9 protein-coding genes are annotated in these 17,518 nt (G+C 62.5%); 7 read left to right on the plus strand and 2 right to left on the minus strand.

All coding sequences use genetic code 11. From position 1 onward, the window contains the following. The first annotated feature begins 32 nt into the window (after positions 1-32). From PSH81_RS16765 to PSH81_RS16795, 7 genes are all read left to right on the plus strand, one after another. Positions 33-2,819, plus strand: a complete 2,787-nt coding sequence (locus tag PSH81_RS16765) for an ATP-binding protein (protein WP_305391115.1) — start codon at positions 33-35, stop codon at positions 2,817-2,819. Continuing rightward, on the plus strand, positions 2,806-3,993 hold the full coding sequence (locus PSH81_RS16770) for an EAL domain-containing response regulator (protein WP_305391116.1): 1,188 nt from the start codon (positions 2,806-2,808) through the stop codon (positions 3,991-3,993). The genes PSH81_RS16765 and PSH81_RS16770 overlap by 14 nt, the downstream gene beginning before the upstream one ends. Before the next feature lie 50 nt (positions 3,994-4,043). Further along, positions 4,044-7,202 carry a hybrid sensor histidine kinase/response regulator gene (locus PSH81_RS16775; protein WP_305391117.1) on the plus strand — a complete coding sequence of 1,053 codons (3,159 nt, stop codon included), beginning with the start codon at positions 4,044-4,046 and terminating at the stop codon, positions 7,200-7,202. 22 nt (positions 7,203-7,224) lie between these two features. Then, positions 7,225-7,872, plus strand: a complete 648-nt coding sequence (locus PSH81_RS16780; protein WP_305391118.1) for a response regulator — start codon at positions 7,225-7,227, stop codon at positions 7,870-7,872. Between the two features lie 97 nt (positions 7,873-7,969). Next, on the plus strand, positions 7,970-8,560 hold the full coding sequence (locus PSH81_RS16785) for a fimbrial protein (protein ID WP_305391119.1): 591 nt from the start codon (positions 7,970-7,972) through the stop codon (positions 8,558-8,560). A gap of 72 nt (positions 8,561-8,632) precedes the next feature. After that, entirely contained in the window at positions 8,633-9,376 is a 744-nt protein-coding gene (locus tag PSH81_RS16790; RefSeq protein ID WP_305391120.1) for a molecular chaperone, read from the plus strand. An 85-nt stretch (positions 9,377-9,461) separates the two neighbouring features. Next, positions 9,462-11,960 (plus strand): fimbria/pilus outer membrane usher protein, encoded by a 2,499-nt coding sequence (locus tag PSH81_RS16795; protein ID WP_305391121.1) that lies wholly within the window; start codon positions 9,462-9,464, stop codon positions 11,958-11,960. A gap of 113 nt (positions 11,961-12,073) precedes the next feature. Here PSH81_RS16795 and PSH81_RS16800 read toward each other — a convergent pair whose 3' ends face one another. Both PSH81_RS16800 and PSH81_RS16805 read right to left on the minus strand, forming a co-directional pair. Next, on the minus strand, positions 12,074-15,745 hold the full coding sequence (locus PSH81_RS16800) for a translocation/assembly module TamB domain-containing protein (RefSeq protein WP_305391122.1): 3,672 nt from the start codon (positions 15,743-15,745) through the stop codon (positions 12,074-12,076). Then, positions 15,745-17,472 (minus strand): autotransporter assembly complex family protein, encoded by a 1,728-nt coding sequence (locus tag PSH81_RS16805; RefSeq protein WP_305391123.1) that lies wholly within the window; start codon positions 17,470-17,472, stop codon positions 15,745-15,747. Before PSH81_RS16805 ends, PSH81_RS16800 begins: the two co-directional genes overlap by 1 nt. Positions 17,473-17,518: the final 46 nt, after the last annotated feature.

Consider the following 17,518-nt stretch of genomic DNA (forward strand, 5'->3'; position numbering starts at 1 on the left):
TTCCTAAACCCGGCCACGCCTAGAGTGCCGGGATGCGATTAAAGAACTATCTCCACCAGATCAGCCCCGTCCTGTCCACACCCCATGCCGCACGCCGGCTGCTGCGGATTTTTGCGCTGGTGCTGCTGGTGGGCATGCTGGGCGGCGTGTACAGCTTCCTGCTGTTTACGTTCAACAACGAAATCTCCCAGCGGCGCAGCTACATGAGCAGCGCCATCGCCGAGGCCCATACCTTTTTCACCACCCGTGAAGCCCTGCTGGAAAGCCTCAGCCTGTCGGCCACACGCAAGGCCGAATTGAACCTGCCGGTGAACGATGAGGAAATCCGCCTGTTGCTCGGCAAAATCCCGGGTAAGCAATGGAGCATCTGGCTGACCCAGCGCATGCGCGACTTCCTGAAGGCCAAGCAGCTCAACCTGCTGTACGTCGGCACCGATGCCCAGGTACTGCGGCTGTACGATGCGGGGCCCGCGGCCGCCGATTTTCCCGCGTCCATGCTGGCGCAACTCAATGCGCTCAAGCAGCAGAAAACCCTGCAGGAACTCTGGCTGACCCACACCGACGACGGCCACTCGCAGCTGTATATCTTTATCCGCCTGGATGAACGCGACCTGAACTCCGGTTGGCTCGGCCTGGAAATGGATGACCGCGAAGTCTCCAAGGCGTTGAGCGACCACAGTGCTGGCAAGTTCACCATGTTCAACGCCCAAGGTATGCCTCTATTCAGCAACAGCCGTAACCCGCCGCCCGGGCAATACCTGCCGCACCTGCGCCAGCAGGACTTCTTCGGTTTTGTCGGCGACGGCTGGCTGCCCGAGCAATTGGTGTTGCGCAAACAGCTGAAGTCTTCGGACTGGCAGCTCACCTACTCCATCGACCTGCGTGCCGTCCTTTGGGCGCTATGGCCGCAGATGCTCGGCGCCCTGCTGTTCTGCCTGCTGACCATCAGCCTGGTGTGCCTGCTGACCCGGCGCCTGGAACACCGCTTCATCACCCCCGCCATCCACCGCATCCAGGCGCTGGTGGAAAGCGAGCTGTTCAGCCGCGATGTGATCCAGACCGCCCCGGTGGCCCTGTGCGTGCTGCGGCGCACGGACGGCGAAGTGGTGCTGGAAAACACCCTCGCCCAACAATGGCTCGGCCAAGCCGGCGTGCACCTGGGGCCGGGCTGGATTCGTGGTGCCTTCGACCCCGACGCCCCCAGCCTCACCGACTACTTCGAGGCTGCCGATGGTCGTCACCTGTACCTGAGCTGCGCACCTACCCGCTACAAGGGGGAAGACGTGTTGCTCTGCGCCTTCAGCGACATCAGCGCACGCACCCAGATCGAAGCGGCGCTGGAACAGGCACGCCAATCCGCCGATGCCGCCAACGAAGCCAAGACGCTGTTCCTGGCGACCATGAGCCACGAAATCCGCACGCCGCTGTATGGCGTGCTCGGCACCCTGGAACTGCTCGCCCGCACCCGCCTGGATGCCCAGCAGAAAAGCTACCTGCATGCCATCGAAGGTTCCTCGGCGACGCTGCTGCAACTGATTTGCGATGTGCTCGACGTGTCAAAGATCGAAGCCGGCCAACTGGCCCTGGAGTTGAGCGAGTTTTGTGTGCCCAGCCTGGTGCAGGAAGTGGTGCAGGGTTACGCCGCCGCCGCACAGAGCAAGGGTTTGCAGCTGTATGCGTGCCTCGACCCGCAACTGCCGCTGCGCCTGATCGGCGATGCCAGCCGCTTGCGCCAGATCCTCAACAACCTGCTGAGCAATGCGGTCAAGTTCACCGACTCCGGGCGCGTAGTACTGCGGGTCAAAAAGCTCAGCTGTGAAGGCGAACGGGCGTGCCTGCAATGGCAAGTCTCGGACACTGGCAAAGGCATCGCCCAGGAAGACCAGGCGCTGATCTTCGAGCCTTTCTACCAGACCGAAGGCAACCCCCATGTGATCGCCGGCACCGGTCTCGGCCTGCCCATTTGCCTGCGCCTGACCCACTTGATGAACGGCACCCTGCGCATGGTCAGCGAGCCGGGGCTGGGCAGCAGCTTTTCCCTGACCGTGCCGCTGGAGCAACCCGCTGGCCTCGCGCCGTCGCTGCTGCCGCTGTTGGCACAGGAGGTGGTGTATGTGCTCTCGCCTGTACGCGAACTGGCCGACAGCCTCTGCGGCTGGCTGCGCCGCTGGGGCGCCCGTGCGCAGGTTGGCCCGCCGTCCAGCGCCGAGCTGGCCGCACCCGCGGTACTGCTCGAACTGGTAGAGCGCAGCCTGGACACCTCCTGGCACGGCCCACGGGTATTCGCCAGCAGCGATGGTGCCCACGAACCGCAGTTCACCGGCGATGGCTGGCAGGTCAACCTCAACGACCTGAACGCAATCCACCAGGCGGTTCGACACGCCCAGAACGGCCAGGCCGCACCGTCCCAGGCGCGTTGCGAGCGGCGCGACCTGCACCCCTTGCACCTGCATATCCTGGTGGCCGAAGACAACGTCATCAACCAGTTGATCCTGCGCGACCAGCTTGAAGAGCTCGGTTGCACCGTAGAGCTGGCCGGCGATGGCGAAGAGGCCTTGTCCCGCTGGCACGAAGGCGCCTTCGACATCGTCCTCACTGACGTCAACATGCCCAAGCTCAATGGCTACGAACTGGCCGAAGCCCTGCGGCGCCTTGGCTGCAACACCCCGATCATCGGCGCAACCGCCAACGCCCTGCGCGGTGAAGATGCCTTGTGCCTGGCGGCCGGCATGAATCACTGCCTGGTCAAACCCTTCACACTGCGAGCCTTGTTCACTGCCCTGGCTCCCTACGCACGAGCTACCCATGAAACCCTGTAGCATTTTGATCGTTGAAGACCATCCCTTTCAGCACCTGTATCTGCAGAACCTGTTCAGCGAGTTGGGTGATTTCGACCTGGTGTGCGCCAGGGACGGCGAAGAGGCGCTGGCGTGTCTGAAACAACGTGACTTCGACCTGGTGCTTACCGACCTACTGATGCCGGGCATGGACGGCGTGCAATTTATCCAGGGCCTGGCCGCACAACCGTCGCGCCCGGCCCTGGCGATCATGAGTGCCGCCTCACGGCGCATGCTGATGGGCGCGAGCCTGGTGGCGAGCAACCTGCAAGTAAAGGTGATCGGGCTGATCTCCAAGCCGGTGAATGCTGCCGCCTTGCGCTGCCTGACCGATCAATTGCTGGCGCTGCGTCAGGTCGTACCGGCAGAGGCGCAGCCCGGCATTGATTGCCAAAGCCTGACGAATGCCCTGGTCAACGGCGAACTGCAAGCCTGGTTCCAACCCAAGAAAGCCCTGAGCAATGGTCGCATCGTTGCGGCTGAAGCGTTAGTGCGCTGGGTTCACCCCGAGCATGGCCTGTTACTGCCGGGTGTGTTCCTGCCGGCCTTGATTGCCTGCCACCTGGAAGAACGCCTGTTGTGGTGCGTGCTCAAACAAGCGATGGCCGCCCAAGCCGTATGGCGCCAACAAGGCTATGACATCCCGGTGTCCATCAACCTGCCCACGCACCTGCTCAACAGCCACGACCTGCCCGACCGCATTCTGGCGTTCGTGCTGGAACACCAGGGGTTGCCGGCACGTATCTGTTTCGAGCTGATGGAATGCTCGGTGCCCGACGATATCAGTAATTTCTACGCCGGCGCCTGCCGCTTGCGCATCAAGGGGTTCGGCCTGTCCCAGGACGATTTCGGCAAGGGCTACAGCTCGTACATGAACCTGGTTTCGGCGCCGTTCACCGAGGTAAAGATCGACCGCGCCCTGGTACAGGGCTGCAACACCAACGAAGAACTGGCCCAGGCACTCACCAGCATCGTCAGCCTCGGGCGTCAATTGGGCTTGATTGTGGTCGCCGAAGGTGTAGAAACCGCGCAAGAACTTGCGCTGTTGCGTAAGATCGACTGCACTCAGGTCCAGGGTTTCCTGATCTCCCACGCCGTCTCTGCGGATCAGTTCCAGCAATTGCTGACCCACGACGGGCCGGCGAGCGCCTATTGACCGGCTGCCGGGTGTGGAACAACACCGTTAGCTTGCGAGGTCACCGCGTCATGCATCCCCCCAATGCCTTCCTGGAGAAACTCACCAGCAGTTCACTGCGCCTGAACAAAGGCTTGCAGGTATTGGGAGCCTTGGTGCTGTTGCTGCTGGGTATCAGCTACCTGGGGGTGCAACGCATGGTCCAGGAGCAGCATGAAACCCTGCAATTCCATTTCGCCCGGCTGATGGAGAATATCCACGAGCAGGAAGCCTTCCTGCACGAAGTCTCGCGGGGCAGTATCCAGGGCGAACTCAACCCTTCGGCCCTGCTCCCACCCGTTGCGCAAAAGCCGCTGCCCGAAGAAGGACCGAATATCTATGAGGGTCGCGGGCTGCCGTTTTCCCTGCCCTACAGCCTGAAAATCAACCCGGACAAGATCGCCGCCGCCGAGTACCCCAAGGTGTTCGCCCTCGGCACCTACTTGTCGGCTTACTACAGCGCATTCTGGGCCGCCTCTCACTATCAGTCGCCCCAGGTAATGGTGGTCAACAGCCCGGACAACTTCGACATCAGCGTGCCCGCCACCGGCCGGCTGCGCGATGGCGGCCAGGTGCCCGTCGGTGCGCTGCTGGACGTGCTGACCCAGTTGAGCGAACGCCTGCACGCACAGAATTCGTCGCGGACGGATCATCAAGTGCACTGGGAACCCTACGCCCCCACACCCGATCACAACGGTGCGCCCGTGCTGCTGGGCTATGTCGACATCAACCTGGCCTCGACCGCGCTGACCATCGACGGCGCCAACACCTGGGTGGTGGTGGCCTCTCTGCTGGACCTGGCCAAGGTCAATCACATCGAGCGCTTGATGCAGTGGTCGATCTACGACAACTTCACCTTGATCACCCCAGCCGGCATGACACTGACTGGCGCGGTGAAGCCCGGCCAAGTGCTGAACGAGGGCGTGAATGTCACCCGCGACGGCCTGGTGTTCAAGCTGACCAGCCAGGACGGCCAGCCCTGGACGGCGATCTACGTGATCAGCCTGCAACGCTTCCTCGACTACGCGCTGTGGCCACTACTGTGCCTGCTGGCCGTGGCGCTGGCGATGCTGGGCTGCAGCCGCGCCTTCAACCGTTGGTACACGGCACGGGTGGTGTTGCCTGCCCATCAGGCCCACGCCAGCATCGCCGAAAGCGAGGCGTTCAGCCGCGCGGTCATCGACACCGCGCCGACCGGCCTGTGCGTGATCCGCCGCAGCGATCATCATGTCCTCCTGCAAAACCAGCGGGCCCAGCAATGGCGGGACGCCCGCGCCTTGTTCGAGTTGCTCAAACAGCAGCCGCACACCGTGCCGGGCCAGGCCGACCTTGAAAGTGACGGCCACCACCTGCACGTGGCCTTCGTGCCCACCCGTTACCAGGGCCAGGACGCGTGGTTGTGTGCAGTGCACGACGTCACCCGGCACATCGAAGATGCCGCCGCCCTGGAGGACGCCCGCCAGGCGGCCGATTCGGCGAACCAGGCCAAGAGCCGCTTCCTCGCGACCATGAGCCATGAAATCCGCACACCGCTGTATGGCGTGCTGGGCACCCTGGAGCTGCTCGGCCTGACCTCGCTCGCGCCACGTCAGCAGGATTACCTGCAGACCATCCAGCGTTCGTCCACCACCCTGTTCCAGTTGATCAGCGACGTGCTGGATGTGTCGAAGATCGAAGCCGGGCAAATGACCCTCGAACTCCAGGATTTCTGCCCGCTGGAATTGACGCAAGACTGTGTGCGCACCTACAGCGCGTTCGCCCGCTCCAAGGGCTTGCAGCTGTATGCCTGCATCGACGCGAACCTGCCGGACAGGGTGTGCGGTGACCCGCTGCGGATCCGCCAGATCCTCAATAACCTGCTGAGCAATGCGATCAAGTTCACCGACAACGGGCGCGTGGTCCTGCGCCTGCGCGGCCTGGAAACCAGCGATGGGCGGATCGACCTGGACTGGCAAGTCAGCGACTCCGGCGTGGGCATTTCCCAAGCACAGCAGCAACAACTGTTCGACCCGTTCTACCAGGCCGAAGATGCCACCAGCCAGGCCGGTGCCGGCCTGGGCCTGGCGATCTGCAAATGGCTGTGCGAGCTCATGCACGGGCAACTGAAGGTGGTCAGCGAACCCGGCCTGGGCAGCAGCTTTACCCTGCAAGTTGCACTAAAGCCCGTGCCAGGCACGTTGGCCGACTGTCCGGCCTTCAGCCCCGGTACGCCGGCTGTCTACGTGCGCGCACTGGAACCGGAGCGGGCGCAACACATGATCGATTGGCTCAAACGCCTGGGTCTCGACAGCCGCGCGCTGGCAACCGACCTGCCCGCCTGCGCCGTGTTGGTGGACTTCACCGACAATCCGGCATGGCCCGGCACACGCATTATCGCCAGCGCCGGAGGGCCGAACCCGGCGCAACGCTGCGGCGGTGATTGGGCGGTCGACGCCGACGATGTACGCGCCATTGCCTGGGCGATCTACCTGGCGCAATACGGCGCCGACGCCGGCCAGCGCCCCGCGCCATCCGCCCAGGCACGCCCGCTGAACCTGCACGTGCTGGTGGCCGAAGACAACGTGATCAACGCGGCCATCATCCAGGAACAACTGGAAGCCCTGGGCTGCTCGGTGGTACTCACCGCCAACGGCGAACAGGCACTGACCCAATGGGTGTCCGGACGCTTCGACCTGGTGCTGACCGACGTGAATATGCCAGTGATGAACGGTTACCAGTTGGCCGAGGCATTGCGCCGGCGCGACGCCACACTGCCGATTATCGGGGTGACCGCCAATGCCATGCGCGAAGAAGGCGAACACTGCACAGCCGTCGGCATGAATGGGTGGATGGTCAAGCCGCTGAACCTCGCCAACCTGCGTGCGCAATTGCAACAACACTGCAAGATCGAAGTGCCCGCCGTCGTCGAGATGCCGGCGCTGTCGCCCAAGATGCGCGAACTGTTTGTCACCACGCTGCGTCAGGACGTGCACACCACCCTGGCCGCACTGGACAACCAAGACGCCAATGGCGCTGCACAACAACTGCACAGCATGGCCGGTGCCCTCGGCGCCGTGCAGCTCGGTGATATGGCCAATGCCTTTGTCGAGCTGGAACTTCGCCTGGCCGGCATGGCCGTCACGCCCGCCCTGGCCTTGGAGGTGAGGCGCAAACTGACGAGCCTCACGGCATTGCTCGACACCTTTGAATAACCTCACTCTGGATAATCACCCCATGGAAACCCTCAACGTAGTCATTGCAGACGATCACCCCATCGTGCTGGTCGGGGTACGGGAACTGGTCGAGCGCGATGAGCGTTTTCGCGTGGTGGGCGAAGCCGTGTGCTCCAACGAATTGGTGACGCTGCTGGAAAACACCGCCGTTGACCTGGTGATCACCGACTTCAACATGCCGGCGGACTCGCCCTACGGCGATGGCCTGAAACTGGTGGAGTACCTGGTGCGGCGCTTTCCCAAGGTGCGCGTGCTGGTGCTGACGATGATCTCCAACCCGCTGATCCTGACGCGCTTGCAGGAATTGGGCGTACTGGCCGTGATCCAGAAGAACCAGCTGCACAATGAGATCCAGGCGGCGCTCAAGGCCATCGCCCGGGGCAATCCGATCCGCAGCAGCGGGCCGCTACCGACGTCGGTGATGGAGTCCGGCGCCGATTTGAATGAGCGGTTTACCCGGTTGTCGCCCAAGGAACACGAGATCCTGCGTTTGTTCGTGGCCGGACAAAGTGTCAATGAAATCGCCCGGGGCTTGAACCGAAGTGCCAAGACCATCAGCACGCAAAAAGTGGCGGCGATGCGCAAGTTGGAAGTTACCAGCGACCAGGACTTATTGGCTTATTGCATAGAACGCAACTTGTTCAACTAGCCCTTATTCAAACAATCGGATTTCTAAGGATCGTCTGATGTCTAACTAATGGCCAGGGCTTTATTGTGTTGTTTCAACTCCCAGCATGGAAAACAACATGAAACAGCTCTCTCGGACACTTCTGGCCCTGTCGATCTTTGCCGCCGGCAATGCGTTCGCCGTCGACCCGCCTGCCACACCGACCAAGGCTGGTAGCGGCACCATCAACTTCACCGGCTCCATCAACAACGATGCTTGCTCGGTGGAAGGCATTGGTTTGAACAAAACCATTTCGGTGAACATGGGTGAAGTGTCGATCAAGGACATGGGCACCGCCACCGCACCGCAAGGCACCGGCACCCTGAGCGCAGAGAACTTCGACATGAAGATCAGCTGCAACGCCGGCACCAAAGTGGCAATGCTGTTCGAACCGACCAAAGGCGCGGGCTCGGGCATCGTTGCCGGAACCAAGGTGTTGAAACTGATCGACGGCCTGGGCGCCGCCAAGAACGTCGGTATCGCCCTGCTCGATGCCAACGGTGCCTTGATCGACTTGAGCACCCCGGCCACTGCAAAGATCGAGAACACCCTGCAAGACAGCAATACCACGCTGAAATTCTCGGCCGCCTACGTTACCACCGCCGATGCCAAAACGGCCGTGGCTGGTCGCGGCGACGCCACCCTGCCGTTCACGCTGCAATACGAATAACCCGCGCGAACGCCCAGGCACAGTGCAGGGCCATACGGCCCTGCACTTTCATTCAACAGCGCGGTAGCCATCATGTTTTATCGTCACACTCTATCCCTCTGCGTGGGCCTGTTGGGCCTGCTTGCGGCTAACTCGGCCACGGCCGGCATTTCATTGAGCAGCACCCGCCTGATCTTCGACGGCACGCATAAAGAAGCCGGTATTACCGTGCGTAACAACGGCGAAACCGTGTTGATCCAGTCATGGGTCGACACTGACAACGCTCCATCCGCACCGTTTGCCGTGACCCCGCCCCTGGCACGAATCAATGGTGAAGAGCAGCAACTGCTGCGGGTGATCTACGAAGGCCAGGGCATGCCAACCGACCGCGAGTCGATGGTGTGGCTCAATGTGCAGGAGATCCCCCAGGCTTCGAAACTGCAGAACACCCTGCAACTGGCCGTACGCCAGCGCATCAAGCTGTTCTTCCGCCCTGCGGGCATGAAGAACGAGGCCTACCTGGCACCGACCGAGCTGATGTGGAGCCTGGCCGAGCGTGCCGGCAAGCCGGTGCTGGTGGTGACCAACCCGGGCCTGTATCACGTGTCAATTGCCGAAATCACCCTGCATGCCGGCGGCGTCAAAGAACATCCTTTTGATTCGATGATGATCGCGCCCGGCGAACAAAAAGAGTTCCCCCTCAAACAACTAAGCCGGGACAGTTCGCCAACATTGTTGTTCAGCAGCATTAATGACTATGGCGCACAAGACCGATACACCGCACGCCTTTCAAACAGCGCCGACAGCCGCGCCACGTTGAATAAAGAATCGCCATAACCCGTCTGCCATTCTGGCAAACGCACTTTCACTGTATTTCTCTTCGCTCCGTTAGTTCGTATCGGAGGTGATATAGGGTTCCTGCATGTTTTTAATCAAGCGCAACGGATGGTCGCCGCTGCTGGTTGCCCTGGGTTTCAGCACGGCATGCCAAGCCGACGGTGAGGAACAGTTCAATACCTCCTTTCTGCAAGGCGCGGCCTCCTCGGTCGATCTGCAATCGTTGCTGGCCAGTAGCAACGTACTACCCGGTAACTACCGGGTGGACTTGTATGGCAACGAAACCCTGGTGGGCCGTCGCGATATCGACTTCCGACGCAACCCCGGCAACGGCAGGATCGAGGCCTGCCTGACCCTGGATATGGTGCAACAACTGGGTGTCGATATCGCCAAGCTACAGGCCAGCGGCAAGCTCGAAGGCAGCGACCCTGACGCCTGCCTCGACCTGCCCACGTTGATCCCCGGTGCCAGCATGCGCTACGACGTGCCGCGCCTGCGCCTGCTGGTGAGTGTGCCGCAGATCGCCATGGAGCGTGGCCGCCGTGGTTACGTGGACCCGGCGCTGTGGGATGCCGGCGTGTCGGCGGCATTCATCAACTACCAGTTGAGCAGCAACCGCAACAGCACCGAGGCGCAAAATACCCTGTCCAACAACCTCGGCCTGCGCAACGGGATCAACCTGGGCGGCTGGCGGTTGCGCAACGAATCCAACTTCAACAGCAGCACCGACCGCCCGAGCACGTTCAAGAGCAACCGCACCTACGTGCAACACGACGTGACCGCGCTGAAGGGCCAGTTCAGCGCCGGGGATATTTTCTCCGACGCCGACCTGTTCGACAGCGTGCGCTATCGCGGGGTCAAGCTGGGCTCCGACGATGGCATGCGCGCCGACAGCGAGCGCGGCTATGCGCCGATCATCCGCGGTATCGCGCAAACCAGCGCCACTGTGGAGATCCGCCAGAACAACTACATCCTCTACACCGCCAACGTGCCGCCGGGCCCGTTCGAGATCAGCGACATCTACCCCAGCGGCTCCAACGGCGACCTTGAAATCACCGTGATCGAAGCCGATGGCAGCCGCCGGGTCACGGTGCAGGCGTTTTCCAGCCTGCCGATCATGGTGCGCGAAGGCCAACTCAAATACAGCCTGTCGGCGGGCCAATACAACAGCAACAGCGACGGGCAACAGTCGCCACAGTTTGTCAGCAGCACCCTGGCCTACGGCATCAGCAGCAACTTGTCCGGCATCGTCGGCGTGCAGGCCAGCCAGGACTTCCAGGCGATGTCCGTGGGTGTCGGGCGCAACACGCCGATCGGCGCCGTGTCGCTGGACATGACCCACTCCGCCAGCCGCACCTTCGGCCAGGCCGTCACGGGTAACAGCCTGCGCGCCTTGTATGCCAAGACGTTTACCGGCACCGACACCAGCTTCACCCTCGCCGCCTACCGCTACTCCACCGAGGGCTATCGCACCCTCACCGAACACGTCGAGGAACTGAGCAGCGACGGCCAACGGCGCACCGGCAACTCAAAAACCCGCACTGACCTGACCGTCAACCAGAGCCTGGGCCGCAACCAGCAATATGGCAGCCTCTACGTGAACGCCAGCGACCAGCGCTACTGGAGCCGTGGCGGCTCGCAAAGCCTGTCGGCGGGCTACAGCAACTATTGGGGTGAGGTGAGCTACAACGTTGCCGCCACCTACACCAAGGATGTGGGCAACGCCGGGCCGTCGAACAATGACACCCTGGTCAACCTGTCATTGTCCTTCCCGCTCGGCTCGACACCCCGCGCGCCGAGGGCCTTTGTCTCCGCCAGCACACAGAAAGACAACGACACCGCGCAAGTCGGTATCAACGGCTACCTCACGGAAAACAGCGACACCTATTACTCGCTGCAAGGCGGCAACAGCAGCACCGGTGGCAGCACCGGCTCGGCCAACCTCAGCACCCGTACCTCGGTGATGGATGTCAGCGCCAGTTACAGCCAGGGCCGTGGCTACAACTCGCAGAGCCTCAACCTGGCCGGCTCGGTAGTAGGCCACGGCGGCGGGATCAACCTGGGGCAAACCGTGGGCGAGACCTTTGCGCTGGCGCAAGTCGAAGGCGTGAGCGGAGTGAAGATCGGCAGTTTTTCCGGGGCCAAGACCGGCAGCAATGGCTACGCGGTAGTGCCCAATGCGCAGCCCTATCGGGTCAACTGGATCAGCCTTGACACCCGTGACCTGGGCGCCGATATCGAGATCGACAACGCCACCCAACAAGTGGTGCCGCGTCGCGGTGCCGTGGTGTTGGCGCGCTATGTCAGCAAGACCGGGCGCCGCGTGCAGTTCGCGCTGTTCGATGCCAAGCAACAGCCGATCCCGTTTGGTGCTTCGCTGGAAGACACGGCGGGCAAGCAGATGGCGATTTCCGATCCCAACGGCAAGGCGCTGGCCTTGGTTGAGCAGGATACGGGCACGTTGGTGATCAAGTGGGGGGAGCAGCAGTGCCAGGCGAACTATGCGTTAGGGGAACGCAACAAGGCGCTCAATTATGAGCGGGTGGACTTGAAGTGCACCCCACAATTTCAGGAACACCAATAACTCAATGTGGGAGCGGGCTTGCTCGCGAATGCGGTATGTCAGTCAACAGATTCATTGGCTGATCCACCGCATTCGCGAGCAAGCCCGCTCCCACATTTTTTACTGTGTATGACTCAAAAGTCGCGTTTGTAGAAGATGTCCAGGGAGCTGGCCACGCCACTCGCCACTTCCAGGTACACCTTCTTGCTCAACAGATACCGCAGCGCAATCGTGCTCGCCGGTTCAAACACCCCCACCCCGTAGCGCAGGCTGAGTTTCTCGGTGATCTTGCCGCTGGCCACCACCGCCGTGGTGGTGCCGCTGCCTTGGGTGTCGAGTTCAAAGTCCTGGATACCCAGGTTCTTCGCCAGGTCCGACGTAACCCCGGCGCTGCCCATCAAGCCCAGCCCCAGTGCGGCTTGGGCGAGCATATTGTTGTCTTCGCCGGTGGTGGTCAGCGGACGCCCCAGCACCAGGTAGGACAACGCCTGCTCCTGGCTCATGGCCGGCTCGGAGAAGATTTGCGTGGTGGGCTGCTCGGCGCTGCCGCTCAGACGGATACCGGCGATGATGTCGTCGGTCTTGCGGATCGCTTCGATGTCCAGGTACGGCTGATCCAAGGGGCCTGCGAACAGCAACCGCGCGCGACGCACATCGAGCTTCTGCCCATAGGCACGGTAGCGGCCATCGTTGAGCCACAGCTCGCCACGGGTGTCGAGGTTGTCGCCGATGTGCACGTGCCCCTGCACCTTGGCGGTGAGGCCAAAGCCGGAGAAGTTGAGCTTGTCTTCGCCCACCGCCACATCAATGTCCATCGCCATGGCCATCGGCGGTTTGCCCTCTTCGGTCTGGCTGCCGATGATCACGGTGTCGCCGGAGACCTTGACCGTGGACGGCGGCAACTCCCGCACGGTGATGTCACCGCGTGGGATCTGCACCTTGCCGGCGATGGCCAGCTTGTCATCCTTGAGGCTGATTTTCAGGTCGGGCGCCACTTCGAGCACGGCGTAAGGCTCCACCGTGACCGGCAATTGCGAGCCTTGCAGGCTGAGGTCCACCGCCAGGGCGCGACCCCAGTCGATCCGGCCTTTGAGGCTGCCCTGCCCGGCCTTGCCACTGCGCCAGCCACCGTTGAGTTGCACGCTCTCGCCAGCAATCAGCGCCTGCACGTTGAGGCCCTCAAGGCTGATCGGCAGTTCCGGGCCGGACACTTCGCCCCCCACCAGATTGACGTTGCCGTTGACCTGCGGCGCGAGCAGGCCGCCGGAGATACGTCCGTTGCCGTTGAGCTTGCCGCTGAGGGTTTCCACCATCGGCACAAACGGCCGCGCCACCGCCAGATCCAGCCCGACCAGGCTGAAGTTGCCGGTGATCGGCTTGTTTTTCGGCAATGGGTTGATCTGTGCCTGCACCGTCAGTTCACCGAGTTTGCCGCCATGGAAGTTCAGCTGGGTGTCGATGCGCTTGGGGTTGAGGGTGGTTTCCAGCTTCAAGGTGTCGTAGGGGAAGTCCAACCACTGGTCTTTGTCCTTCACGCGCAAGGTGCCGCTGCCGGCATCCACCGCGATCACGCCCTTGGGGCCGCTGTCGGGCAGGTCCAGTTGGAGGTCGGCGTTGAGCTTGCCCTGCCAGGCGAAGTCCTTGGGCAGAAACGCCGCCAGGCTGTCGATGGGGAATTGCTTGAGGTGATAACGCAGCTTGGGCTCGGGCATCAGGCGCTGGTCTTCACCGCACAGGCTGGCAGGGCCGGACACCCAGCAGTGCGCGGCGAAGGTCAACTTGCCGTCGACCATGCGCTCGATTTTCGCCGGGGCTTGCAGCTTCCAGTCCTGGCCGCCGGCTTGCACATCGCCACTGGCCAGGCGCCCGCGCCAGTTGCCTTTGTCGAGGTTGCCGTCCAACGCCAGGGCGAGTTTGACCAGCGGGCCGGCCAGGTCGAGTTGGACCTTCTGGTTCTTGATGTCGCCTGCGGCGCTGGCGGTCAGGGTGCCGACCTGGGTGTCACCGGATTGGATGCCGCTGCCCTTGAGGTCGATCTTCGCGCGCTGGGCGCTATCCAATGTGGCGTCGAGGCTCAGGCTTTGCAGGCGATTGTCGGCAAAGGCCAGTTGCTGACCCTTGAGGCCGAGTTTGCCTTGGGGCGCGTTGAGGCTACCGGCCACGTCGAGACGCCCGTTGATTTGCCCCCGCAACTGCGGCCACAGCTGGGCCAGGCGCGCCAGCTTGATGTCGATCTGCCCGGCGAGGCGTTGTTGCAGGCTGCCGCTGCCGTTGATGCGGTTGTCGCCCAGGCGTATATCCAGGTTGGCCAGGGTCCATTGATCAGCGGCACCTTCGGCCTTGGCCGCGAGTACGGCGGTTTGCCCACGCAGGCGCCCCTTGAGGTCAAGGTCGGCGTTCAGCTTGAGCTGCTCGTTCTTGAACTCGCCCTTGCTGCGCAACGGTCCGGCGAGGGTGCCGGGCAGTTCCGCGACCCAGTACGCCGGGTTCAGCGCCGACAGGTCGAGTGCGGTGTCCCAGGCGATGCCGTCGGCGAACTGCACGTTCAAGTGGCCTTCGGCCTTGCCTTGGCCGGCGGTGAGCTTGAGTTCGGGCAGGAAGATTTGCTGGAGGTCGCCACTGAACGGCGTGACCACATTGAACTTGCCGGCGGGACCGTCGAGGTCGGCCTTGAGGTTGCCCAGGTAGTTGCCGTCCTTGTAGGAAATCTCACCGTTAAACGTACGCAACGCCACCTGCGGTTCGTCGATCACCGGGTACAGGCGATGCCACGGGAAGTCCAGCCAATCGATCTTGGCGTCGGCACTGAAGCCTTGCTGCCAATCCAATTGGGCCGTGAGCTTGAGGCTTTGTTTATCGCCTGCCGTCAGGTCCAGGCCGGCGATCTGCGCGCCCTTGGCGTCGACCTTGCCTTGCAGCAGCAGGTCCACCGGGCCTTTTTCCGCGGGCAGTACGGCTTTGCCCAGCAGTTGGTAGCCGCTTTTCAGGTCGCCCTTGGCCGTGAGCTCGAGTTGATTGAGTTGCAGGGTGTCGGGCAAGTCGGCGCTGGGCTTGAAGCCATCGGCGGTGATCTGCACCTGTGCCGGGAGGTTGTCCGCCAGGGGTTGCAGCTCGCCGTTGAGCTTGGCGGGCAGGTAACCGCTGCTGTCGGCGTCGAGCTTGAGGGTCTTGAGCAGGTCGCCTTCGACTTTCAGCGCGACAGTCCAGGGCGCGCCGCCTGGCGCGTAAGGCAGGCTCAGGTTGCCGGTAACGCTCAATGGCCAATCGCCGGTGGGTTGCAGCAGGCCAGCCAGGTCCAGTACCAAATCGTCGCGTTGCAGGTGCACTGAATCGATCTGCATACCTGCGACGGTCCAGTGCGCGGCCAGTTGCAGGCCCTTGAGTTCTTCGCTGCCGTTGAACAGCAGGCTGCCGACACGAACGTCGCCCAACTGGATCGCCACGGGCAGTTTCAACTCGGGCAATTGGATCGGCCCGCTGCTTTGCTCGGTGGAGGGTGGAAATTGCAGGCTGACCTGCTCCACGTCCAGTTGGTTGACACACAAGGTCATGCGCAACAGGCACGCGGGCGACCAATCCACTGTCGGCGCCTTGAGCTCGACGCGGCTGCTGTCCTGTTGCCACAACAGGTGTTCGGCGCTCCAGCGACCACCCAAATGGCCCTGGAAATTCTCCACGGTCAAGCCCGGCACACGGCCCAAGGCCCAGCGGCTGCCCGCCTGGGTGCCGAGTACCGCCCACAGGGCCAGCAACAGCACGGCGAGGATCGCCACTATGGCCAGCCCCGCTATTTTCACACCACGCATCACAACTCAGGCCCCATGGAAAAGTGCAAACGAACGCCGCCCGGATCTTCGAGGGCATGGGCCAGGTCAAGGCGGATCGGCCCCACCGGCGAAACCCAACGGATGCCGACGCCCACGCCGGTCTTCAAGCTGGGCATTTCCAGGGTATTAAACGAGTTGCCCTGGTCGATAAACGTTGCGATCCGCCATTTCTCGGCGATGGAATATTGATACTCGGCGCTCAGGGCCACCATATAGCGGCCGCCAATGCGGTCGCCGCGGTCGTTTTCGGGGGACAACGTCTGGTATTCGTAGCCGCGCACGCTCTGGTCGCCACCGGCAAAGAAACGCAGCGACGGCGGCACTGACTTGTAGCCATTGGTGGCACTGCCGCCGACCTGGGCGCGCGCAAGGAAGCGATGGTTGTCCCACAAGGTGGTCAGGCCTTTGACCATGGCCGTGCCGTAAAGCAGGTTGGTGTCGGAGCCCAGGCCTTCTTTGGCCACCTTGGAATCAAATTGCAGGCGGTAGCCGTGGTGCGGGTCGATGCGGTTGTCGCTGCGCAGGTAGGAATAGTTGATGCCCGGCATCACCAGGTTGCTGAGGCCGGAATCATTGCCCAGGCGATATTCTTCGCGCTGGTATTTGAGCGAGATCACCCGGGTCCAGCCGCTGGGCAGCTTGCTGTGCCATTCGGGGCCGAGGGTGAGCAATTTACTCAGGGTGTCGGTGTTGGCCAGTTCTTCGTTCTGATAGCCACCGGCGAAGCGCAGTTTGTCGGTGAGGGGCGGGTCCAGCGGGATGTCGTACCACAGCCCGACGTTCTGCCGAGGAGCCGACAATTCGGCTTCCCAGCCGTAACTGTGGCCCTGGGGGTTGACCCAGTGACGTGTCCAGTTGGCCTTGCCACGTGGGCCGACGTCGGTCGAAAAACCCAGGCCAAGGCCCATGGTGCGTGGCTTGCGGGTCTGCAGTTGCACGGCTACCGGAATCACATCGTTGGCCGAGGCGGCGGGCGCGGCGTCCACGCGCACGCCTTCGAAAAAGCCGCTGGCTTGCAGGTTCTGGTTGAGCTCGGCGATCAGTTCGGAATCGTAGGGAGCGCCGCTTTTGAACGGCACCATGCGTTGCAGCAGTTCTTCGTCGAACGGCGTGTCGCCCTTGAAGTTGACCTGGCCCAAGGTATAACGCGGACCGCTGTCATAGATCAGTTCGATGTCGGCGACACCCGCCTTAGGGTCCACCGCGAGTTTCTGGCTGGTAAAGCGCCCACTGAAAAAGCCGTAGCGCGAGGCCTGGTTCTGGATCAGACGCTTGGCGTCTTCGTAATGGCCGTGGTTGAGCACGGCGCCGGGTTTGAGGTCGTCGCTGGCGGGCACGCGAAATGCCTTGAGGTTCGCGGCCTGGCCGTCGACCCGAATGGTCACGTCGCGCAAATGCACCGGTTCGCCGGGGTCGATGGTGAGGATCAGGCGCGGGTTCTTGCCGCCCTTCACGTCGCTCTCGATCTGTGGCTGATAGAAGCCCAGGGCCTGTGCCGCTTTACGCGCCTGCTCCTCGGCGCCACGGCTGAACCGCAGCAAGGCCTCTTCATCACGATCGCCCACCCCGCCGATGTAGCCTTCGATGTTGGCTTTCAACGCGTCGTTTGAGGGCTTGATGCGCACGTCCAATTCGCTTTGCGCCAACGCGCCGCAGCTTGTGAACAGCAGAATCAAGCCGCTGGTAAATCTTCCTGGAAACTTCATAGGCGCGGATGCTACACGAGCTTGGGAGCTTCTTAGAACTCGGATG

The sequence above is a fragment of the Pseudomonas sp. FP2335 genome (genome assembly GCF_030687535.1).
Taxonomy (GTDB): domain Bacteria; phylum Pseudomonadota; class Gammaproteobacteria; order Pseudomonadales; family Pseudomonadaceae; genus Aquipseudomonas.

Bases quoted from the DNA above. Each gene is read 5' to 3' on its own strand.
- PSH81_RS16765 (WP_305391115.1), top strand. From the start codon at position 33: ATGCGATTAAAGAACTATCTCCACCAGATCAGCCCCGTCCTGTCCACA.
- PSH81_RS16770 (WP_305391116.1), top strand. From the start codon at position 2,806: ATGAAACCCTGTAGCATTTTGATCGTTGAAGACCATCCCTTTCAGCAC.
- PSH81_RS16775 (WP_305391117.1), top strand. From the start codon at position 4,044: ATGCATCCCCCCAATGCCTTCCTGGAGAAACTCACCAGCAGTTCACTG.
- PSH81_RS16780 (WP_305391118.1), top strand. From the start codon at position 7,225: ATGGAAACCCTCAACGTAGTCATTGCAGACGATCACCCCATCGTGCTG.
- PSH81_RS16785 (WP_305391119.1), top strand. From the start codon at position 7,970: ATGAAACAGCTCTCTCGGACACTTCTGGCCCTGTCGATCTTTGCCGCC.
- PSH81_RS16790 (WP_305391120.1), top strand. From the start codon at position 8,633: ATGTTTTATCGTCACACTCTATCCCTCTGCGTGGGCCTGTTGGGCCTG.
- PSH81_RS16795 (WP_305391121.1), top strand. From the start codon at position 9,462: ATGTTTTTAATCAAGCGCAACGGATGGTCGCCGCTGCTGGTTGCCCTG.
- PSH81_RS16800 (WP_305391122.1), bottom strand. From the start codon at position 15,745: ATGCGTGGTGTGAAAATAGCGGGGCTGGCCATAGTGGCGATCCTCGCC.
- PSH81_RS16805 (WP_305391123.1), bottom strand. From the start codon at position 17,472: ATGAAGTTTCCAGGAAGATTTACCAGCGGCTTGATTCTGCTGTTCACA.